The sequence below is a fragment of the Paenibacillus sp. FSL R7-269 genome, from assembly GCF_000517865.1.
In the GTDB taxonomy this organism is placed as follows: Bacteria; Bacillota; Bacilli; order Paenibacillales; family Paenibacillaceae; genus Paenibacillus_AQ.
This window is the reverse complement of sequence record NZ_ASPS01000025.1, coordinates 1-23,365: the sequence shown is the minus strand read 5'-3', so window position 1 is coordinate 23,365 and position 23,365 is coordinate 1. Positions and strand designations below refer to the sequence as shown.

General features: G+C 40.2%; 13 protein-coding genes. 2 read left to right on the top strand and 11 right to left on the bottom strand.

The window, feature by feature from the left end; translation table 11 throughout:
* Positions 1-60: 60 nt before the first annotated feature.
* The 9 genes from C162_RS12725 to C162_RS35375 all read right to left on the bottom strand — a co-directional run bounded on the left by C162_RS12725 (position 61) and on the right by C162_RS35375 (position 18,798).
* Positions 61-789 carry a hypothetical protein gene (locus tag C162_RS12725; protein WP_156949622.1) on the bottom strand — a complete coding sequence of 243 codons (729 nt, stop codon included), beginning with the start codon at positions 787-789 and terminating at the stop codon, positions 61-63.
* Positions 686-6,991: a hypothetical protein gene (locus C162_RS12720; RefSeq protein ID WP_036694840.1), complete on the bottom strand. Its 6,306-nt coding sequence runs from the start codon at positions 6,989-6,991 to the stop codon at positions 686-688. Before C162_RS12720 ends, C162_RS12725 begins: the two co-directional genes overlap by 104 nt.
* Positions 6,992-7,353: 362 nt before the next feature.
* Complete coding sequence (locus C162_RS12715; protein ID WP_036694839.1) at positions 7,354-9,015, bottom strand: hypothetical protein; 1,662 nt, start codon at positions 9,013-9,015, stop codon at positions 7,354-7,356.
* Between the two features lie 546 nt (positions 9,016-9,561).
* The gene (locus C162_RS12710) at positions 9,562-12,822 is read right to left on the bottom strand and encodes a hypothetical protein (RefSeq protein ID WP_036694837.1); all 3,261 of its coding nucleotides are present in this window, start codon (positions 12,820-12,822) and stop codon (positions 9,562-9,564) included.
* A gap of 9 nt (positions 12,823-12,831) precedes the next feature.
* Positions 12,832-14,052, bottom strand: a complete 1,221-nt coding sequence (locus C162_RS12705; protein WP_036694835.1) for a hypothetical protein — start codon at positions 14,050-14,052, stop codon at positions 12,832-12,834.
* Positions 14,039-14,782 carry a DUF6063 family protein gene (locus tag C162_RS12700; RefSeq protein ID WP_036694834.1) on the bottom strand — a complete coding sequence of 248 codons (744 nt, stop codon included), beginning with the start codon at positions 14,780-14,782 and terminating at the stop codon, positions 14,039-14,041. The genes C162_RS12705 and C162_RS12700 overlap by 14 nt, the downstream gene beginning before the upstream one ends.
* 2 nt (positions 14,783-14,784) lie before the next feature.
* A complete protein-coding gene (locus C162_RS12695; protein ID WP_036694833.1) occupies positions 14,785-16,251 on the bottom strand; it encodes a hypothetical protein in 1,467 nt (488 codons plus the stop codon).
* On the bottom strand, positions 16,241-17,302 hold the full coding sequence (locus C162_RS12690) for a Wadjet anti-phage system protein JetD domain-containing protein (protein WP_036694832.1): 1,062 nt from the start codon (positions 17,300-17,302) through the stop codon (positions 16,241-16,243). Before C162_RS12690 ends, C162_RS12695 begins: the two co-directional genes overlap by 11 nt.
* Positions 17,303-17,508: 206 nt before the next feature.
* On the bottom strand, positions 17,509-18,798 hold the full coding sequence (locus C162_RS35375; protein ID WP_084648913.1) for a TnsD family Tn7-like transposition protein: 1,290 nt from the start codon (positions 18,796-18,798) through the stop codon (positions 17,509-17,511).
* A gap of 158 nt (positions 18,799-18,956) precedes the next feature.
* Here C162_RS35375 and C162_RS12680 point away from each other — a divergent pair, with 158 nt between their 5' ends.
* Complete coding sequence (locus tag C162_RS12680) at positions 18,957-20,030, top strand: transposase (protein ID WP_235218418.1); 1,074 nt, start codon at positions 18,957-18,959, stop codon at positions 20,028-20,030.
* Positions 20,018-20,383 (top strand): hypothetical protein, encoded by a 366-nt coding sequence (locus tag C162_RS36890; RefSeq protein WP_235218417.1) that lies wholly within the window; start codon positions 20,018-20,020, stop codon positions 20,381-20,383. Before C162_RS12680 ends, C162_RS36890 begins: the two co-directional genes overlap by 13 nt.
* Positions 20,384-20,677: 294 nt before the next feature.
* Here the strand turns inward: C162_RS36890 and C162_RS12675 are convergent, their stop codons facing one another.
* Entirely contained in the window at positions 20,678-22,252 is a 1,575-nt protein-coding gene (locus C162_RS12675) for an HNH endonuclease (RefSeq protein WP_036694830.1), read from the bottom strand.
* A gap of 791 nt (positions 22,253-23,043) precedes the next feature.
* A partial coding sequence (locus C162_RS36350) for a hypothetical protein (RefSeq protein ID WP_162174460.1) occupies positions 23,044-23,365 on the bottom strand: 322 nt, incomplete at its 5' end.

The window sequence follows — 23,365 nt, the reverse complement described above, 5'->3', positions numbered from 1 at the left end:
GCGTCTACTTGTTCAAATCAATTGCAAACTATCTTAGTGAATAATAATCTCTTTAATGGTTTATTCACAATACTCATACTTTTTAAGTTCATCCCTATTTTCCTTCAGCAACAATTGATTTAATTCTGCAAAAGACTCCAGTTTTTCAATCTTCTTAATTAAAGATTTCCGTTTTTTCTCATTTTCATTTTGAGTCTCTCCCCAAATATCATCAATGTACAAATCTTGAAGTATGAATGAATAAGGATCATCCTCTTGAAGTGCTGCAGAATTCTCCAGCCAATCCAATGTATCTGTGTCTGTTGCTGCTGATGCCGCCTGCTTGAAAACATATTTAAGCCAAACGCGTGCTGCTTCATCGATTCCATTTGCTATATCTAGCCACTTTTGAACTTCTTCAGGTACATTGTCTTTTGTTTTCTTTCTATTTCTAAAAAAGAAATGATGCTCATTTTCAGGATCAAGACGTTTTAAAGTTTGAAGAATCGGTTCAAAATTCATTAATGGTTTATTCTCTCCGGGCATGCCCGATCTGTGGTTCCATAATTTTAGTATAGTTGCAAAACAGCGTTCTTCTGCTTCCTTTTTTTCAATTCCGCTGGAGTTTTCAACGATGGTTATTTGATCAGCAATATAATGGGCCATCCATCGAGCAAGAGTATCTACTCCTGGGTCTAAATTCAGCTCATTGACTAACGCCTTTCCTAAGTTCATAGTACGTTTCTGTATCTCTGAGTCTTCCATCGGCTGAGAAGATAAATACTTTGCTACGCGGTGGTTTATATACATTTGCCTCTCCCCTCCTCATATATGACCTTTCTTTATGCTGCCTTCTAATTTGAACTTCAATTATTAATTCACTTTGAAATTCCTGACAGAGTGTTTTCAGAAAAGAAATTGAAGCGTTTAATCGATTCCCTTGGCGCATCGGCTCATCATCAAGACTATCACGAGTTAACGCCCAGATTTGGCATTTTACTGATGGTTTACTCTCATTGGCCCGAGTCCATTCTCGTTTCTCATAGTCTGCAGAAATCATCATTTTCTCTGCGATTGAATTACCGATTGTATATGGAGGGAAATCTACATTTGAAGAGTATGGATCAAACTCATCTAGATGCTTATACGCTTCTTCTTGTTCTATCCATCCCTTTAGTCTAAAAGGCTCTAAATCCACTTCCATTCTATCTTCTTCGTAATCTGGCAGCTTAAAGTCATGAGGATTTGAACATGTACTCAATGCGTTTAGTAGTGATTGGGCACCTTCTGTTGTTACGAGGGAACTTGTTATATAGAAACTTTCAACGCTCTCACTATCGCTATCTTCCCAGGATCCAAACACATTGAACCATATCTCTTCATCTCGTTGTTCACACAAGATACCATCGAGAAAATCATCATTTGTTACCTGCTCATGCCAATGAGGGTCTCTTGTGTTTACAAAGTTCCGTTTGTACAAAGGAATTGGATCTCTTCGGTCATATAACCAATAACCGTCATTTCGTGTAAGCGAGTGCCGATGTAACCACTCATTCCACACATCTTCCTCTTCATAGCTATCCGAATTATTAACAACAGGCATTGTCTCCAGCAATTTAGAAGCTACAGTAAGCATAGCGTGATATGACAGATAGAATTTGTAATCGTATACCCGTGGATATCCCCCTTGATGATAATAGGTGTTTTCCTGATCACTCGAAGATCTCCACATAGTATGGCGTGGGTCTTTTATATGGCCGCCGTCAAGTCCAATTTTCCATTGATTGATAACTACATCCGTTGCAAGATCCTCGACTTGCTTGCTTGAAATACCGAACACTCTTCCCAATGGTTCAAACCAGTAGCTATCGAAATCGTACCCATGATAAAAATCTAAATTTGTATCGATCTTCTTATTAGCATGCCAATAACTATCCCTTGTTTCTCCAAACCTTTCTAATTCCAGTTTGTTTAGCAGACTCTTTCCTACTTTATGAAATGATTCGATCACTTCTTTCGGATAAGTCCCCGGAAATGCATTCTCAATATTGAGGCCAATATCAGCTGCAGTTTTTTGAATAAGAATATGCAAAGAAAATTGTAAGGCGTGCTTATAGAAAATATTACTATAGGGTAATAATATTTTGGGATTATCGATTGATATTCGTACCAGTGAAATTAATAAATATTGTCTTGCATTTAAATTGTAAAATGGAAATGTATGCGATCCAAAAGAATCAACACTATCTTTTTCCATCCATTCTATTAATGAATCAATTTCTTCAATACACTGAGCATCTGCAAGTCTTCGAACACTATGGGCAGCGCGCCAGCGAATTGAAGCTTTTGGAGAACCTAAAGAAGACCAAATAAAACCTGTAAATGAACTTTTCATATCAACCGGCGGCATCAACCATTGGGACCACGGTCCATCACCATAATCTGGATCAATATGCAATTCAAATCTTGATAGTGCGAATTCAAGTAAATTGTTCGCTTCTTCTGTTGTAATAAATTCTGATGCTATTGTTACAAAGCCAAACAATGTTGTTGCATGAACTAAATCTCCATGACTTGTTAATCCCCCTATGATCCCCTTTTTTATATGAGGTATATTTTCATTCCCTAAATATAATCTTTCAGTAAAAAAGGATATTGACCCTCTTTGCAATAGATCTTCGGCAAATCTATTTCCCACTAATTGCATTATTTTAGGCCACTCTACTTGAATACTTATCTTGTGAAACCATTTTATTGGAATTAATGAAAGAGCATTATTAAGATCATATATATTTAATTCTTCTACCTTTATAAGCTCATTTAAAAACCTCTTCGCTTCATGATCAGAAATTCGATTATATACTTCACACCACAAAGATCCTTTATTTCGCAGTCTTTGAGGAATTCTATTATAACGAAGAGAAGCTTCATTTAGTCCATTTGAAGTTAACAAATCTAAATCATACAGTATCTCATTCCAGTCAGTAGTACTCTCATCTGAGCCAAAGTTTACCTGATGAGCGTCCTCAGTATTGACCGGTTTCTCTTCTCTATCAATTGTATATTGAGTATAGTTATTTACTTCGTCCAGTTGATTATTTTGTAAAGAATGCTTCTGGGCTATCGTATTAATCTTATTCCAAACCTCTCCACTGGCTCCATTTAGCCTAAGTTCTTTAATAACTGAGTTGAAGATATACCTGCGAGAATCAACTGATGTTTCCTTATCAATACATTTCAATGAAAAATCCACAAGTTCAAACTCAGTCATAAAGGCTGACAATGACCATCCGATGCTAGGTGCAACATAACCCATTTCCACAATTTCTTCTGCCACCGCAACTAATTGACGATTAAAACGACCAATTTCTCGGTCTTGCCACCTGCTCAGTGCTGCAACTCCCATCTCAGGAGACATCCGAATGCATGTTCTAATCGCTTCATTTCTATTCCAGTGTTTTTCACGATACACATTCTCTCCTACAAGCTCAGCGCAACGTATAAATCTGTAAGCTAACTCAGAGGAAGTAAATTCATTAGCTTTTCTTCGATTTGCCAGGGAAATGACTGTCTCCCATCGTTCAACAATTTCATCTCCAAATTTTGAAACCGAATCAATGGCGAGATTGAAGTAAACCGCAGCATCATCCTTATTAACATTAATGATTGAACGCGCAAGATCAATATAATGCTTTGCTTTTTCCTCAGGACCAATATCTGTTGCAGAACAAATTGCACTGTAAGAGTATTGTTCAATATCCCTTTTCAGTTCATTCAAATGATCCAATCGAAATGCCGAACGAACTAATTTCAAATAATCAGGAAGAAACATACCCCTATTCTTTATATAGGTTTCATAGAATGTTTTGATAGACATCTGTCCAGAAAAGGTGTGAAACATTAAAATATCACAACATACTCTAGTTATATCCATAGGTAAACTATCATGGTCTCTATATCGACTGGAAGTCGCTGATCCTGATCTCTTACTAACTTCTCCTATTTCTTTTTCAAATTCTAAAACATTCTTAGCTATAATACGTGCCCTTAATAAATGCCATGGTAACAGCCCACCAATAACCTGATCTATCTCCTTTATCTTTTGTTCGTTTTCATAATTCCTATCCTGAACTTGAAGTTCTTTTGGGAGCCATTCATTTATTCTAAATTCAAATTCTGAAAGTAAAACTTTTTTCAATGCCCAAGCACGCATTAAAACTGCGCGATCTTTATTGTTAAAGTCGCTTGTAATAGAGCTTGAAGCTGTTTGAGGATAATAATGATTAAGAACCCTAATAATGTTCTCTTTAGGTAATTTATTTGCAGCACAAGATTCAAGGAAAGAGATAAGAGATTGAAGCGTTGTATCTTGGAAAGAACTTTGTTTTATTCTAATCCTAGCTCGCTTGGTCGTAAGTAAATCGAGGCAAGTTGAGAGCACACTAGAGTCAGGAATATGTCCGATGCTTAAGAACTCATGAGCAAATGCAATGACTAGATATTGGTTGCGTGTCCCTAGCTTTGCAAATTGTGTTGCAGTAGATAGTTCTCCCAGATCTACTAGCCTTTTAAACAGATGCCGGGAAACATCATAAATAATTTCAGGAGGGCTCCAACCAACAAGATATTTAAAGGCTTTTTTAACCCCGTGTACATTAAGATGTGTGAAAACTAGTTCCATAATCTCTTCGTTCTTTAATAGTTCATGATGAAAAGGTGCTTCCTTTTGTTGTTCTTCTCTATCTTGAAAGTATAAATTCAGCCAGTTTTCTGCGGCTCTGAGAAAGCTTCTGGCTTCGCCTTTAAAGTTTTTCACAGTGGATAGCAGCGCTGCAGAGTAAACACTTTCTGAACCTCTCCAGGAACCACCAAACAAACGACGAAATGCAAATTCTTGTACACGCTGTTCATCTTGTAGCGGCGCAATTAAATCAACATTATTTGTTAGAAGTTCCATTTGTCGTTTGTCGCCCGCTACCTCCTCACCAGCTCTTAAAGCTAGCTTTATTGCTTCTACATAGTTTCCTTGTTTCAATGCAGCCTTAAAGGCAAATTGGAGACGGTAAACCCGCACATTACGCTTATCAATAAGATTGTCAGGAAGATAATTATCTGACAATGCCAAATCGATAAGATCAGCATTTTTCTCCGCTTGTAGTAAGAGAGAAGGCAGTGCAGAAGCTACATATGAGTTCTCGCTAGCTAATGCTTTAATTTGATTAATAAAGAACTCTATCTGCTCTTTATTTGCTGCGTAATTCTGCCTAAACCACGTTTCGGCAGGCTCATCTCTAAACTGAACTGCGTCTTCAGAAAGCCATAAAGGACGTCCTATATCAGCGACAAAACTTCTTATAGTGGATTCCTCAACATCAGCGGCCCTTGATAACACATGCAATGGAATAAACGGTGGTAAAGTTGCAAGCCCGATACAGATGGAATCAATTTGTTTTCTGTAATTATCGTAGAGTTTATCTTTAATTAGATCAACTGCTGACATTAGTTGTCTCTCTATCTGTTCATCAACAGTAGCTCCAATATTACCAAGACTAGCGAACATTTCAGTAATGTTACCTGCATCGATACTTAATGCATTTGATTGTACACGAGGATTTCCACTGGTAAGCCTATGGAATTCACTCCCATCCTCTACAGAAGATTGCGGATAATTTGTTCGTAGATAATGAAGAGATTCCTCCTCTGAAAATGGTTTCAACTCAATCTGTTTAATGTTGCTTTGTGGTTGGAGCAAAGGAATTCGCTCAGTCCTACAAAGGGCAACTATTTTAACACACTCGATTATATGTTCACGAAGGAGTTCATGGACAAAGCAATTATCATTAAACTCTGCCGCGGCCATTTCAGCATTATCAGCTGCATCAATCAGAATTACTAGAGTTGCATCACTATTTGTTTTTTTCAGGGAAGTTACTGCAGTTTCTAATCGCTCAAGAAACTTTCTTAATATATCTGTTTCTGATGCTCCTGAATTCACAAGTAATGGATCACACAGGCCATTTGTAGCCAATTCATTGACAACTTGAACAAATGCCTGGCGATGGTGATGTCTTAATTCACTTCGATTACGATAGCGCCCCCCGCCAAAGCAATCATAAATTACACCAAAAGAACCAGCGGGTAATGCATGGATCACTTCACGAGCAAATGCTGTTTTGCCAACACCCCCTGAAGCATGGATAATCAAAGGTTCAACTGAAAATAAAATAATATTCCGAAGGGTAATGTATTGTTCTCTTTGCACAACGTTTTTTAATGTTTCAAACTCTGGAGGGGCTGGAAAAAGGTCTCTTTCAGAGGTAACGCCAAATTTTGCAAGTAACTCCTCCCGAAAAATCACACCATCCGAATCAGGTAAAGCCTTATCTCGGACCAAGGCAGTAATATTCTCTAACTCTGGGTTATCAATGCTGCCGGCAATCAATTGTGATACTTCTATATGAAGTTGATGCTTCTGAGCATTATAATCCCCTTCACCATCTGCAAATCTAAGACATACACAAAACTTTTTTAAATTCTCATCAAATAACTGTGTATATTTCGAAAGCGTATTTGTATACGGAGATTTGACCTGTTTGCCTGTTGATAAAGAGTTTACGATATCTTTTAAATTTTGATTTATGGGCCTATTCGTAACAACAGTAAAGGTGACTTTATCAGCTGTTGTTGTGTTCGTAGTGAATTCCTTGAATCGTGCTGAAAAGCCCTCAAAAGTTTCCTTGAGATCACTCAGGTTAAATGGATTATTCTTATGTACAGTAGTATGTTTTAATTGATAATAAGCCACATCCCGGAATCCTTCTTTTGTTAGAGAATCCGAGTACTCAGCAACATCAATTACATACTCCCCCGCCATTTTTCTTTCTCTAGATCCTTCAATCACAACATACATCATTTGAGTTTTAGGATGAATTAAACGAAGACAGCGCCGAGCTGCCCACCGATAGTGAAAAGTATCACCAGCTCTTGAATATCTAACAAGTTCATTTTCCATGAGTCATTCCCTCCTGAACTAAGATCAATTCAGTTCATCGTTGCGTCCGATATTTATGCGGAATATCTTTTCTCTCGCGCATTCACGAGCGCTAGCTCAAAGTTATATCTTCGTTACGGAAGCCAAATTCATCAACCTTATATCTGAGGGTATCAAATTAACTGAAGCCTATGATTAAGTGTCCAACTATTTCCGATTTTGGTGGCAGTGCCAATTAAAAAAAATCCGCACCTACTTATTCATCCATTCCATAAACACTATTTCTGGACAATGCCACTCATTAATTACCTGTTATATATAAATCATCCCCAATTATCGTACCTGGTGATTCTGTTGTTTTTGCTACAACAATCTCTTAGTCTCTACTGAGCATCTTGCATTTTCAAACTATCATGTAATTCATTCCAGGTGACAAATTCCACCCCTACGTCCTCATAAAAACAATAGTAATTTGATCTAATAGTTACAAGAACTGATTTCACTGTATAGTTTATATCTTGATCACCACCAATAAAGGCAATAACAGCATCAAGATTTTCTTCTACTGCATCCTGTCTATTCATCATTTTTCTAACAATTTCATCATTAACTAATTTCCTCTTATCACTGTATAGCATCTCTTTAAATGAAACTGCAGGTTTGAAAAATTTCAGCTCATATAGTATTACTTCGTGATTTTCAAGATTTATTGCCATTGCATCTATATCTCCTAAATTCATACCATCTTTTTTCTTTAGAATATTCTTTTTATCGTACCCCAAAATATTATTTATTTCGGCTCGAACAATCTGTTTGCCATTTTTCATTTCAGTCGGAACTATATACTTTGATTGACTTAATGATTCTGTTAATTTAAAAGCAAACAAACTACTCAGTTTAGTCTGCGATTTTTTGAAAGCAGAAGTCAAACTTGCTTTATCATTGTACATGGTTAAAAAATGCCCTGAAATCACTAACTTTTCGAATATTGAAATATTTTGAATTAAGTCAATTTCGCCAAATACAATAAAATCACCCACTTCATAAATACTTCTTAATTCATAGTGACTATCCGAAGGAGAAGATATATACTTAGGTATTTTGTTTATTGAAAAAAGATCAATGGATGCTTCAATAAAATTCCCATCTCTTTTTTGATTTATAAGTTTATCTTTTCTAGTTATTTTTACGGGTAATATGTTATCGCTTTTTCCTAGCATCAAGGCTTTTGTATTAAAAACTTCTTTAAGGTCTTTGAATGTTACTCCGAATTGTTTTTTCACTTCTTCCACTATATCTTCTCTAATTTCTTCATATATAATTCCTCGGTTAGTCAGTTCCATTTTTAATTCTATATTTTGAATAAATAAGTCTTCCGGCTTTTCACTGATTCCATCATTTAAATATCTATCAAAATATTTATTCATTGATTCATCTTCATAAAATGTAAAAGCCATTTCCATCAAACTATCAGTATGCTTTAAAAATTTATATTTATCATAGTTATCCCTTAGCATCATTAAAACTCTTGCATACACCAAAGCAGTTATAAAACCATAATATCCATGATCTAATGTTTCAATAGGCGCTCCCATAAAAGATTCATCATCAATTAACATAATCTCGCGTTGCAAAAGAACAGCCATGGAATATTCGTTTTGTATACTCCAATGGTCAGAATCCTTCGGGTTTAACATACTGGTCCGGCATGCTTCTTTAATAGACAAAGTCGCTACAACTAAATCATCTTTATGGTAGAAGGATAATACTAAATTAATTTCATCGAGAATTGACTGATCCAGGATCTCTACTTGTTCCGAAAAATCCTTTGCAGGAAAATTTTCCTGTATAACTTTAATCATTTGGGCAACCCTAATCTTAACATTTCTCCAGGTATAGTTATCAAAATTCACTTCGAGTGATTTTACCCATTGCATATATCCAAAATTGCTAGCACGCGCAAGAAATGATCCCTCTTCGCACTTTTTGCAAACGAGTCCATTGGGAGTAGACCGAATCTTCTTCCCACAAAATTCACACTGCATATAAGCATCCTCCTTAGTTAAAAACTTCAAAAATTCAGCTTTTTAAATATAAATAGTTCTAACATCCATATTAATATTTCCCCGTTTTGTAGCATGGTCTGAAATGCTTATGAAAAATCAGGGTTAAAATTTACAGTCATATGAATACCTGGGCAGTCTTCACCCAAATTTTTATTTATTCCTTTTTATTTCCACGGATTTAAACTTCTTTCTGTTATATTCGACACGTTCCATTATTTCCCTACATAATATCTGTGCGTGCTATAAACTTTCAACCGTTAGACTCGTATGTGGCTCTAATAAGCACTCGTTCAAGCATTTAACGTAAACTTACAAACAACAGAAAAAAGCCGCCTCGAGTCTTGAGACGGCACTAAATTTGCTAAGCGGCTTTAAACCTCTCGTTTTCCTCATTTTACTGAGGTAATAACTCCTGCATTTTCTTTTTCTGTTTGTACGTTAGATGACTCATACAATTTTGAGTAACTTATTAGTAAAACATATGATATAGTTTGATAACATTTCTACTAAATCGGGATTTTTCAATTAAATCAGCCGCGGGGCTTGCTCGATTTGGCGGAATCCATGATAGACGTGGTGGATGACCACGTCTTTTCCACTTACTTGCTTCTCAAGCTCCAATGCACAATAGACCGGGAACTTTTGTGAGATTTCCAGCTTGACCAACTCGGTAGGAGTAAACACCACCCATTGGAACTGCAGCACATCAGCAATCGCAAATATCGGATCTATGACATGAGGGGAAATGGCGTTGGCAAAAGGATTGTCGGAGATGAGTACCGACCGATGCTTGTCACTAGACTGGCGTTTAAACGTCATTAGCATCATCGCAATGAGAGTTCTAGCGGCAACTAGCTGACCTCCGCTGCCAGCCGTTTTTGTAAAAGATCCGTTATTGATTGTCTCCCATGTATCAAAATCATTGGGTCGCATAGGCTCGGTTAAAAAGGTATTATCCGTGTTCAGGTTATACATTTCAAGGATGGGATACGAGTAGTTGAGCGCCGCATAGACCATATCGCTGGCGTTTACACGTTTAATTACAGCCTTCAGTTCTACACGCTCCATGGATTCATGAACAGCCAACAGGTCGATCAACGTCTTATCAAAAAACTCTTGAACCGGAGTTTCAATATCTTCGATGGCTTGCGGCAGTCGCTCGGCTCTTTTTAATCGAACCAGTTCAAACTTATACCCGCCCCGGTTGCTTTTGATCGTCATTTGCTGGGTCATGGTTTTTATATTGCCTATGACTTGGATACAGAACCGGGCCGCATGTTTGCTCCAATCACTGCGGGCTTTCTCCGATAAGTTCTTTTCTTCTTGTTGCTTCTCTAATTCAAACTGTACATAGTCCCGGAGAGCAGCCACCACTTCCAACGATTCCTCCACTTTGTCCCTGGTGGCTTCGCAACTCCGGAACTCGCTTAACACCGCTTGTTTTAAGACTTCGTCCCACGTAGATTGCTCTGTTTTACCTTTATACCGATTCAGTGTACTCTGCGCTCGCCGTTGGGCTTCATCCGCCTTGGCTACCTTTGCTTTTCGCTGGTTAATCCATTCTTCCACGACCTGTTGAGCACGATTTCGTAATGATTCTATTAAACCTGTTTCGTATGGCAAGCAATTTCCCTCAGTATCTACCATTCGCAAAGAACCCGATACCTTCTCTAATTCCCGTATGAGGCCATCCGTAGCATTAAGTTGCGCTACTATGTCATCTGATTGTCGTTTTTGGCTCTCCAAGTTGAAATGGATTTCCCTCTCTTTTTTGTCGAGGTCTTGTTCTTCCTCCCACGGATTCGGACTCTTGACTCGACTTTCTTGCCGGATACGAAGATTTCTGGCGTGCTCGACGTCTTTTTCTGCTCTCGTTTTTGCCATATCTTGCTCTCGCTCCAAAGCGTGGGCTTTGGTTAACTCCATCTCACAATCGGTCACCTTACGTTCCAACACGCTTTGTGAGCTCGTAGGAGAAGGTTGATCCTCCCAAGATGAGTCGAAGTCTACCAAATTCTTTTGTGCTGCTTGTCCTTTATCAATAGTCTCTACTCGTTTGCTTCGCAGGATGCCCAATTGCATATGGTTTTGATCGATCTCATCCCGAAGCGATTTCAAAACGGCAATATCCTCTTCTAATAACGACGTGTTGCACTGCAAGACGGGCTCCACTGACGAGATTGCAGAAGCTGTCGGCCTCGGTAGAAGGGCTGAAGGGATAAAAAGTTGTACCTTTTCGAGGATACGGTTCATCTTTGTATCCCATTCCCAATACGCAGTTTCCCATTCCCTAGATAAGAGACTCGAACGTTTAAGTTGTTCGTCTCCTTGCCTATCCTTAACCTCCAGTTCTTTCACTTTTTGCTCCTCCGAGTAGTGGTCATGGCGCCATTGATCCTGCTCCAAGAACAACTCGGCATAGTCTATAAGCTCCTGCAACATTTGGGCTTGTTGGTCCTGCACCTGCCGTGTCGCATCGACGGTTTCCAGGCATTCTTTCAGTTCTTTCTGACATACTATTATTTCGTTCTGAATGTTTTGGAGCTGATGATCCATTTCCTTTTGAGTAAGATCCAATTGCTCGAATTCCGCAAGAAGTCGAACAGAGGTTGTCGTGTAGAGCAGGTTTTTAATAGACTGGGCCACTTCCCGATGTTCCTCTTCAAAATCCACACTTTTTCCAATTTGTTCAATCAATAACTGACGCTCGGATTCCAACTGTTCTTTCTTTCTCTTCCAAGCCTCGGGATCCTTTGCTAGTTGATAGGCACGGTTTGAAGCAATGTGAAACAAATTGTGCTCCTGCTCACCCAGTAACTCCGCCGCATATAACGGAACCGGAGATGTATGAATGTCGTCTGCAAATAGGTTCGAGGAACAAATAGAACCGATGTCGTTTTGCATGACAATAAGACTATATGGAAGGAGAGGGAAAGATTGAAGCAACGACTCTTGTTGTGATTCGTTTTTATCTTGTAAATATTCAGTTCCGCTTACTATGCGAAATCCTTTGCTCTCTAACTTACTTTTGGTTTCTGCCATCGTTTTATTCGGAATCCACGTATCAGAACCGCCCAGTTCAGCGTCTACGCTCAACACCTGCTCAATATCCCACTGCTGTTTGCGCAGCTCGGTGATCCGTTTATTCCAATAGTCCTGTCGTTCCTCCAAAACGGATCGTCGAGAGAGCAAAAATTCGGGCAGAGGCACATGCTCTTCTCGGTCCACACGCAGTAGCCGGCACACTTGTGCGGCCAGATTATGCTCCGCTTGGATTTGTTCCTCATATTGGGTATACCGCTGGTGCGTATCTTGAGTAACTCGGTTTAACTCGGATTTTAGTCTCGTTTCACCATTCTCGAGAGATCGGTGCTGTTGATCCAGTGATTTTGCTTTATTCTCCCATTGGATCAGCTTCTGCTTTGTTTTTTCTTGCTCTATCTGTTCATGCTCAACAAAAGGAACAGGATCAAACCGCACGCCATGTCCATACTGGTCCACAATCGTGTTGGTTCGAGCTTCGAACCGATCCAGCCAATCTCGAGTGCGACGAACCTCAATATGAGCGTTTACCAACTCCTGTTGGGCTTGACGGCTTTTGGATCTGCCCTCCTCCGCTTCTTGTTCGAGATACTTCTGGTACTGAGTATAAGCATTCATGACTTCAAGCATTTCTTTTTGCACCGCAGACCACTGGTTTTCAACTTTACGTGTCAATTCTTCGAGTTTTTGTTGATTTCCCCTATACTCGGCCGAGTGCTCAATAGCCTTAATTTCCTTATCCAACCGAACGAGCTACGACAAAAAATCGTCATGAATTCGCCTCAGCACATTCCGTTTCGCCTTAAATGTTTCCACTTCTTTTTCACGAACGTTCACGCAGGCATCATCATGAGTTTTGAAGGCTTCTTGTAGGGTATGCTCCTTTTGTCGCTCGTCCCTCAGTGAGCGGACGTACTCCAAATTGCTAACCTGCCAATCAAGTTCCTTTTTCCATTCGGATACTTTGCCCTGTTCCACTGTCCAGTGTTCATGGTCTTGTTGCGTTTGATCTAGAAGTGCCTCCACGCAATGTCTTAACTGTCGGCCATGGCGTTCCGTACCCTTTAGATCGCTTTGAGCCGTCTGGTATTGAAGCAAGTCTTGCTCGATCACATCCATCCATTCAATCAGCATACGGTAGGCATCTTCACGGTTGCGAAGCAAAGGAAGGCGTTCGGCGATGACCGCTGCATCTTTAAACAACTGGGCCAAATTGCCTTGTCCTACGGTCTCTTGCAGTACTTGCTCGGCAATGGTTGGGATGATCATATCCTTAAACAAGCCCGTATTGGTTCGAGAATTCGGATGTATGCGCTCAAAATAGTCTTGAATACCGGCTTCGTTCCGGTTCATCTTGACCATTTCATTCCAATCGTCGTCATGAATGCCATAGGAAGCCAATGTATCTTTGTACTTCTTTTTGTCCTTAGACGAATTAGAAAACATCTTGAAGTCTTCTATTATTTCTAACTCTTCGAGCATCTTCTCCCATTCTTTAAAAGGGAGAACAGTCTGATTTGCATCGTCGAACAAAGGTAGCTTGAAGATAGAATACAACTCATGCTCTGCATACTCTTTGGTGTACGTCACATAATCGATTTCCACCGGGTCTTCTTGTTCGACCGAATTGTCTTTCTTTTGGCCCAACCGAGCCGTTATAGCAATGCCTGTTAACAAATGGCGCCTCGGGAAAGTATCCAGAGTCCATTCCAACACCACGTGAAAGGTGTAGGGTTTAAACCTACCTTTATCATCGTAAAAGAAATGCCGGACGTGGTTCTTTCCTTCTTTGCCCCACGAAACTAGCGGCAACACAACTTGAAAGATACATTGAAGGGCTACCCCCTTCCCGCCGGTGTTAATCATCGACATCAAGGCGTGACTAGAGCGTAAGTCAAACGTACGATCTTTATACATCTTTTGTTGCTGATTGTACCGCACCCCGACAATGCGAAGATGTTCAATGGCTGGCATAGTTGGGCCTCCTGAGAGCCAGTATTTCTTTTACCTGTTTAAATCGTTCCTGGTCATGATATAAAAGATCCAATCGTTCATAGAGATCGTCCGTTGGATAGACGATCGTTTGTTCCCGATCATCCAAAAGGCGTACCAACTTTTCTTCCTCTAGCAGTTTCGCGGCTAACATACAAAAGTGAAATTTGGTTTTTGTACCTGCTGATATTTTCCCATCCCCGTCGTGCATATGTTTGCCATTCCAAATGTCCATAACCGTTGTAATGGCGATTCCCCACTGGTCTTCAAGCTCTGGTCGTTCTGTCAAATCTTTAGTCCATTTAGCAAAGGTTTGGTCCATCAATTCAACCCACTTGTAAAAGCCGACTCCGCTCAATTCTCGTTCATTTCGAATGGTCATGTCTCCATCGATCTCACTCAGCAACACCATGAGCAAAAGGTGAGCCATGTACATTTCAGGGATGGATTTGATCCTTCCGTGGTTCTCTTTTAAGTGACTGAAATTGCTGGCATATAAGCTTCCCTGGGCCTCCACTACCAAGTGGAGTTTAGTAAATGTCTCCAGTACAAGCGTACCGGATTGTTTCGCAAAAATATGAACAGCTTCCTGAATAGCTGGATCCGCAAAATAAGGGTTAAGCGCGTCATGTTTTTTATCTACCATATGGTTTTTAAGCAAATGAAAATAAACGGCAGAGGCTTGGTGCAGCTGCTCGGATGTTGTAGTCACGGTTATCCCTCCTGGGGTTCGATAAAAATTGTAATAGGGGAGATGCGGACACCCATAAATTGCAGCGGTGCTTCATTAGTGAAGACAGCCCGAATAGTTTTTCCTGCGATCTCCTTAAATGCAGGGTCTAACAAAATCAATTGTCGGATTAATTCCATCCGTTCATCGGGATAGGGTTTGGCCTCTCCCAAAGAGAGGGGAACGTGCATTGGTTCCGTCTTAAAGATCATCCACATTTCCAGTGCTTCCAGAGTCCATTCAGATACCGGACGGGAACCTAATCTAACAGAGCTATCCCGTAACAATTCTTTAAATACGGGACCCCACAACCTACACAACAGAGACCAATCCCGTTTCGGTTTTTCTACCGCCTGCTCCATCTGCACTTGCTCCGCTTCGAGTTCATCTTCAGACTGTTTAGTGTTTTGTTCCTCCCAAATCCAACCCAATGGATAAATGAAAGGAGGACGTGGGGAAAATAGAGGTGAGAGAAGTAGCTCCATCGTATCGGGCGCCCCTATGCCTTTGGCCAGCAACTCATTCTCCCATACATCTGTTTTAAATGATGTGGTTCTCTTCTTCATAAAGGCAGACGGGCGATTCTTTCTCGTTGAGGTTTCCAGTTCGATATTTTCGTACATATGGGTGTGCAGGCTCGTCGTTAATTCCGAGCTTTTACGAACCTTTAATTCCATCTCCATGATTTGACCTCTTGCCTCGAGGGTGGCCAAATCCGATTTTTGCAACATTCGTAGCATACTTTCAAACCGGTCATCGGCTTCTTTAATTTGGCGTTCAATTTCTTTGCGCTTTTCGTACCTGACTTCTTTATCCGGTCCCATCATAATCTTGGGGTTGCGCAAAAATTGACGGCGGTATTCCATCTCTTGAGAAATTAGAAAACGAAGTTTCGTTATCAACATATCGAGAGACTGAAGGGCTGATTTGAAGTTCTTGTTTCGAATGAGTTTAAGAGTATACAACTGCTCAAATTCAATGGAAAATTCCAAAATAACTTCTCGACTTAAGAAAATCATATTTTGGGAGATTTGAGTTAACTTATATACCGCCTCTCGTTTTTTGCTATAGGCTGTGTCAATCGTAAGATAAAAGAACGGCTTCTCTACAAACTCCCCGGTGTTAGGATCAAAAACTTTACCCGGGAACGATTGGCGGCTTTGGGGTGGACCAAAAGATACCAATCCGTTTGCTATACGCTCCACGTGATCTTCGGTTGCTTCCAACCCTTGCTCCTCGATCACATGATTTACGATTTCCTTTATATCATAAAAATGTCTGTGATCGTCATCTTTGATTTCTCGATAAAACACCTCGAGGAGGACTGCCAAACAGATTTGAAACAGATAAGGATTTAATGCGACGCCTAGATCCATTCCTTTACCCAACATCGAAATAGGATTTAGAATGGACACCCGTTCCCGAAATCCATCCCAGACTTCAGTGTTCATGAGGAACCTCTCCTTTTAAAACTTCATAAGATAATGCCTCCTGGGGCAAACGGTGACGCTCCTTCCAGGACCGCCTTGCCGCCAGTTCCACATCTTGATAGCCTGAGCAGTCCTCAAAAAATATTTGTACATCGTCTTCCCCCTTAGGTTGGCCTGGTTTGACTTCCACAGGAACACGGGCGTGATACGCAATACTTGCATAAAGAGAAAGAGCTAGATGGATTGGGTAGTCTGGATATGTCCTTCTAAGTTTGCTGTAAATCCAAAAGCCACTTGGATCAAAATCGCCTGAATAAAAAATAGTGCAGAGGCCAACGGGTACGCCGAGTTCCATCAAATAAGGAAGAGAAGTATGGATATGGTTTCCTTCTCCATAGATCAGCATGTCCGGGCGAAAGCCGCATACTGGCAACCCCTCACGCATGATGCGAAGACAGGTATGATAGATTGCTCGGTTTTCTACAATCAGAATTTCCCGGGTGTCCTCCAGCAACTTGCCGGGCTTATGCCAATGAACAAATGGCTCCGGACTTACTTGAACGTAAAGGTCTGAAAGGGAAAGTTTTAATCTTCTCAAAAATTCCGCACTTTTCTCTTTCAGCCATTTTTCATCGTGAAAAAGCTGATAACTTCGTTCTTCCCGTTCCACCCATGATTTTGGAGTCAGGTCCATAAAAAAAGCGGCTACGGATTCAATCCGTCGCCACGTCTCTTCGGTTTGGCATTCCGGATGAGATTGATAAAATGATAAATCGATCACTGCCGCGAGTTGAACCATTTTCCGCATATCCCACCGCGGCTCCTCTTTCATTCTCAAGACACGCCAGTAGATAGGAAGGACTGGGAATCTTCCGTTTTGATGATTCTTCATTTTGCTTTTAACAGGTTCAATGACTCCGTCTCGTTCTAGAGCTTTAATATCGTTTGCGAAAGAAGCATACTCAAATGCCTTCATACCAATATGGTTTTGAACCGTTTTTTCTAGAGAAAAAATATCAAACGTTTGCCGCTTTAGGCTTTCTAAATAAGTTTTTATCCACTTTGTACTCATAGGCACCTACCTAATGCAGTTATGTATAAAGAACTGTTGATATATGTTAAAATTCGACACCTATCAATAAAATCCTACTTTTTTAACAATAATCATCAAAAAAGCAATAGTAACAAACTATAAAAGGATGAACATACGCGACTATATATCGCTGTGCTCATCCTTTTCACTTTCATTTATTTTAATTATCTTGTTCAGAAATCAACTCAAAATGAACATATTTCATGTACTTTCGCTTGTATTTTAGTCCGTGTACTTTCTGGAAGATTACGATAAGACCTTCGAAAAGCAACAATGCTTTGGAATGTAGGATTACGGTATCCTGACGCTTTTAGTTGAGACACAATGCTAGGAACATGCCTTAGCAAGTAAGCCTCCTTTGATTCAATGTATTTCTCAATCATACTTTTTGTTTTAGGAAGACTCAATTCGTGGTTAAGTATTCGAGAACGGTCTGATGGAACTAAAGCATTCAATATCGAGTACTTCTTTATTTGCGTAGAGGGGTTACTATAATGGAATCTTTGTGCTACTTCTTGAACTATAAGACTTAAATCTTGATCAACAAGTTCATAATTTAATTTATTGGGGTTTTTCTTCTTAATTGGTAAAATATCATTAAGCCATTCACGATCATATTTCATTAATATCGTATAACTTCTTCCAGCTAATCTGTCGATTTGAATACGAGACATGTGTGGGTTCACTTCAATAATATTGAGTATTTTCTCTCGACATTTTCTTATCAATTCTTCTTCATGGCATGTCACGGCAACACTTTTTCGTGCATCCATTATCTGATCAATAACAATCTTGTGTTCTTCAAGGAACTTGTCACCATTGTAGTTGTGTCCTAATAGCCTTTTTAAAGTAACTTTTATGAGATGTGGGGATGAATACACTTCAGCAGCGATTTCTTTATTGTTTAAACCCAGTAAGTAGAGTTCAAGAACTTTACTTTCCCACATTTCCCCTCTATATTCGATCGTCATATCCATGTTTTTCTTTTCCCTCCAGTCCCAACGGACTGTAAATCTCATCTTGCACTCAGGACAAGTAAATTGGACATAATGAATACTGTTCATTATTTTCGAACGATTAATTTTCAAAAAAGAGCTGTCCTGATAATTTCCACAAAGTTTATTCATACATCTCCATGGTCCACAACCGTATGGAAGAGGATTGCTTATGCAAACATTCTCTCTCTTAAGAAACTCTTCAACACTTGGAGAAAACATTCGCATCGTTAAAATATATATACCAGCACTTCTTAAGCGATCATTTTCCCAGAGCATTTCTCTCCAAAATTTAGTTGATAAAATTCTGTTTTTAGAAAAACCAAACTTGGATAGCACCTCTGTAGGATATCTCAATAAAATGTCATTCCCTAACTTCGTAGTTAGACGACCGGAATATGTATAGTATCCATGCTCCCAGCAAGCTTCGCGCAGTTTTCCTATAACCATTTCTCGATCTATTTTTAAGGAGTTATTCATAATACTGGACAGTCAAAAGTTCTTGTCGATAAAATGTGCATAGAAAAATAACCCAATCGAGCGAATTATGGTATCCTTTAGTTCTCACACGAAAGGAATAATTGCCGAATGGGTTACGACAAAAAGTGTACCCCATTTCCGAGCGATTGACCATACCTATGCTAAAATACTTGAATGAACTTTTACTCCCCTTCCGTACCTGTTTCTCCAGACAAGCCACGTTTGAGTGGCTTGTCGTTATCGTTATCGGCTTTATGCTGCGCTCCGACCATCTGGGGGTGACTTCCATCATTCGGGATCTCTCCCTCCCGAGCCAACGTTACGAGATTCTGATTCACTTCTTCCGTTCTTCGGCCTGGTCGTTGTCCTCCTTGCAGCAAACGTGGCTTCGTGTCGTTCGCCGCTCTGCGCCTCTACTGCTCGTTGACCATCGGGTGGTTCTTGTGGGTGACGGGATGAAACAAACGAAGGAAGCTCGGCGCATGCCAGGCGTCAAGAAACTGCATCAAGAATCCGAGAATGTCTCCAAGGGCGAATATATTTTCGGCCATCTGTTTGGAGCCATTGGCATTTTGGCCGGTACGCCCCGGAAATGGTTCTGCTTGCCCCTATTCATTAATCTGCAAGACGGCATCCAAACCATCCTAAACTGGAAGAAAACAGAGGACGAAACACAGACGCCTTCCCATGTCGTTCAGATGATTGAACAAGGGTTTGAGGCGGCAAAAGCCTTTGGCCAAGCGCTGCTGCTCCTCGATCGCTACTTCTTGTCCGTTCCGGCCTTGCAGCAGTTGCAGGCGTGTCATCTGAACTCCGAAGTCCAGATGTATCTGGTGACCAAAGCTAAATCTAACGTGGTGGCCTACGAACGTCCGCCTGCCAAGAAGCCTCCCCCGAAAAAAGGCGAATCCGTCAAACTGAAGGAGCTCTTCTCGAATCGTGCTGCCGATTTTCAAACGGCCAGCGTTTCCCTGTACGGTAAAGAGAAGAGGATTGAATTTTTCTGCCTGAATTTGCTTTGGGGGCAGGGGTGGTATCAGGAATTACGGTTTGTACTCGTCGTCCATGAGGGCCGTCACTCGATTCTGGTCAGTACAGATCTTACTCTGGCTGCCACCGATATCATTCGTTTGTACGGCTATCGCTTCAAGAACGAGCCTATGTTCCGGGAAATGAAGCAGGTCATTGGTGCGTTTGCTACCGATTTTGGAGCAAGTCTATGCCGAAGTTGAACCGCTTTCTGAAGAAAGAGGAAGCCCACCCGCTCGAAGCGGTACAGGACGAACAAGACCGGCGGCGAATTGAACAAACGGTTCAAGCGATCGAAGGTTTTGTCATGTGCCAGTGCATCGCCATGGGACTGCTACAGCTCATGGCTTTACGTTTTTCAGACCGGACACCGGGACTCTTTTTCCGCTATCTGCGGACACCTTCCCACGCGGTGGTATCCGAGGCTACGGTTGCTGCCTATTTACGCAAATCTATTTTTCGGCTGTTTACTCAAAATCCGCACTTATCCATAACCAAAATAATTAAATCCAAGCAGGCTACGTCTACTATTGACGAGGATTCGTGGGTTTCTTAGAGTTGTAGAACTTTTCACTGTCCAGTTAATATAATGCCTAAATTTATTTTCCATCTTAACAAGTTGATTTTCATATACTGCAATCTCAAGTGAGATTAGCGGATGATTAACCGATTCTTTTTCCTCATCTTACTGAGGTAATAACTCCTCAATTTCCCTTTCTGTTGTACGTTTAATGACTCATATATTTTTGAGTACTATTAATAAATCATATAATATAGGAAACACAGCCATCACTATAAACCTCAGCTCAATAGAAAGCATTTAGATAGTATCTATATTACAATGAGATTCTTAATTTTCCTTTATATGAAAGCTTATGTGCTTGTTTATTTGTATAGGTAACTTCTCCCCCAGAGTCGAAAGAAGGAAAATCTGGTTTCCATCCAAGCTGATTTGAAAGGCTCCTCCTTGATGATAATGAACATAAGAATGATGGAAAGAGCACAAACAAATTGCATTTGAATAATGGTCCAACGTCTCAATGTCAGAAGCCGCCTCCGCAGTTCCAAGCGGGGTCACGTGATGGACTTCGCAATAATATGTGCCATCATCTTTTTCGATACGAGGAACCAGAGGATTATCCATTCCACAAATCTGACAATGATAGTCATACAATTTTTTGAGTAAAGTCACCATTTTTTTATTTCTCATAATCCGTGCAGTTGGATTAATCTCATATTGGGGAGTCGATTGCAACTCTTTTAATTTATCTAAAATCGCGCCTGTAATCCCAAAACGAGATTGGTATTCATCTTTATCCAGTCGTTCAAGGCCAATTCTTTCTAAAAATATATGAAGCGTTTCATTTCTGCCTCGTAAAAAGGAGTATAAGGAACGATATAGTCCCTCCTCAGATGGCAAATAAACAAATCCTTCAAAAGATTGCTCCTTTACCAGTCTCTCATAACGTAACATACGCTTTTCATGCTCGGAAGCAAAATCACGCTGTCTCCATTGAAACCCAAGCATTTCAGCGTATTCTTGCCCACTCATGCCTAACACCTTGGCACGCCACGCCAAGCCTGATTGAACACCCGACTGGTGAGGCACACGAAGTACACCGTCGCTTTCTACGTAGGGTAAAAGTCTATCGAACCAGTCTTCATCTGTTAATACTCTTCCATCAATTGTGGGATGGATACCAAGGTTTCTTAAATACTCTCCATAATCAAGTCCACGGGCGCTACAGTATTGTTTTATATTTAGACTGCTTTTACCTGATTTTTCCCGGAAAACCATCTGGCCTCCGACATTCACTTTTTCAAAAGTATGGCTATGTACATAATTCACTTCACTGAAACGATCCCGATTTTTGGAAGCAAGCAATTGTAGCGTTTCTAAATCAAAATCAAAATGAATCCTGATAGAGTCGGTATTTCGAAGTATAAATACAGGGCCTATTTGTGCCGCAGTCAATATAGCAATGCTATTATCGTCATATTCAAAGACAAAAAGTTCTTCATCAACCATACTCTTCACAATGATACGCTCTTCATCCGTAAATAAAGATACCCTCCAGTCTCTTCCTCCCTGGGTCGCTTCATTTAGACGCTGGGAAACTCGTTGCCGAGAAATACCTAAGAGCTGGGCGATTACAGTTTGGTTTATATCCTCATAATGTCCAATTAAATAATGCATCGAACGAAAATCAAATTCCCCCAACACGTTATAGCTTGTAGTCTTACCTATGTATTCAAAACCAAGAGATCGAATATACTCTCCTATACTAACCTCCGGATACTTTTCCTTGAGATATCCATATATAACACTGTAAAAAGGCCTATCCTTCAAGCTTAACGCTTGTACGATTTTATTAGGATACAAATATGTGAGTCGATCCCTTATGATTTGTGAATCACGATCCATAGTTTCCTCCAATTAAACAAAAAATATATTTTTGTTTTCTGCATATCACCGAACTAAACAGCACAGCCTGGACCCTGTACGGGGTAATTAGACCAACTGAAGGTGCAGATGTTCCTTTAAAATAATTTCACCTCTGAGGTTTCAGCAGTTATCCAGAATTAAGTTCCCCCCCACTTTAATATGCCAACGTAAGATCCTGAAGAAATCAAATAACTCTGTGATATCTTGAGGGGCTCCTTCTCTATTGAGTAGATATCCGGTTTCAAAGTTAATAGCACCGAACAATTTATCTCCTTCATGTTTTTCGTACCTCGCCGCTCAAGGCTGTTACCATGAGGAACTAATGTATTGCAAGGCTTAATACGAGCGAATTATCGATTCAGCTTCAAAGAGCCAATATTTGACGTCGTCCATCTGTACTACTTTCGGCGAAGGAGTATTTTTGGCAGAAGAGCTTTGTGTCCTTCGATCGTATTAGCAAGGGAGTAACTGGCACCAGTCTCAACAAGGCACTATTTTCGCGTACGCTCTTCATTAAATCAAACTCCTGTTTGATAAACTCGGCACTAGCGAAAAAACTAAGGTAGCATGTATCAAAACAGACAACGGCAAGTTTTTACTGCTCTAGCATGGAGTCTAACGGACGACGCGGTCCCTTTATGAGTTAAGTGGGTGGTCCAGAAAATATCCTTAGTGGGACTCAAGCTTTATAAGCCTGCCAATACCGGTTGATGGTATGGCATTCACAGCATCACTTTATCGAAGCGATAGATTTCTTGGAAATGCATCAGCTATTGTATACGAAGGTTACTACTAATGTTTGAATAAGAAGCGACAACTCCGTCTTTGAACGTAATAGATGAGAAATCATAACTCCAACTACTACCATTAACTGAAGTTGGTGTCCCCATGGCTTTGATAACATCGCTTTTTGTTGAACCGATCGAGAAACTTTTATTAGCCTCTTGGTTTCCTAACCAAACTTTTAAATTATCACTAATATCACTATAGCCCTCTACCTTACCTTCTCTATTGAAATCGACACTTGAGAAATCATAACTCCAATTACTACCGTTAACTGAAGTTGGTGTCCCCATGGCTTTGATGACATCA

What these genes read in the sequence shown, in the direction of transcription:
- C162_RS12725 (WP_156949622.1), bottom strand. Translation starts at nt 789, where the DNA reads ATGTATATAAACCACCGCGTAGCAAAGTATTTATCTTCTCAGCCGATG.
- C162_RS12720 (WP_036694840.1), bottom strand. Translation starts at nt 6,991, where the DNA reads ATGGAAAATGAACTTGTTAGATATTCAAGAGCTGGTGATACTTTTCAC.
- C162_RS12715 (WP_036694839.1), bottom strand. Translation starts at nt 9,015, where the DNA reads ATGCAGTGTGAATTTTGTGGGAAGAAGATTCGGTCTACTCCCAATGGA.
- C162_RS12705 (WP_036694835.1), bottom strand. Translation starts at nt 14,052, where the DNA reads ATGCCAGCCATTGAACATCTTCGCATTGTCGGGGTGCGGTACAATCAG.
- C162_RS12695 (WP_036694833.1), bottom strand. Translation starts at nt 16,251, where the DNA reads ATGAACACTGAAGTCTGGGATGGATTTCGGGAACGGGTGTCCATTCTA.
- C162_RS12690 (WP_036694832.1), bottom strand. Translation starts at nt 17,302, where the DNA reads ATGAGTACAAAGTGGATAAAAACTTATTTAGAAAGCCTAAAGCGGCAA.
- C162_RS35375 (WP_084648913.1), bottom strand. Translation starts at nt 18,798, where the DNA reads ATGAATAACTCCTTAAAAATAGATCGAGAAATGGTTATAGGAAAACTG.
- C162_RS12680 (WP_235218418.1), top strand. Translation starts at nt 18,957, where the DNA reads ATGCTAAAATACTTGAATGAACTTTTACTCCCCTTCCGTACCTGTTTC.
- C162_RS36890 (WP_235218417.1), top strand. Translation starts at nt 20,018, where the DNA reads ATGCCGAAGTTGAACCGCTTTCTGAAGAAAGAGGAAGCCCACCCGCTC.
- C162_RS12675 (WP_036694830.1), bottom strand. Translation starts at nt 22,252, where the DNA reads ATGGATCGTGATTCACAAATCATAAGGGATCGACTCACATATTTGTAT.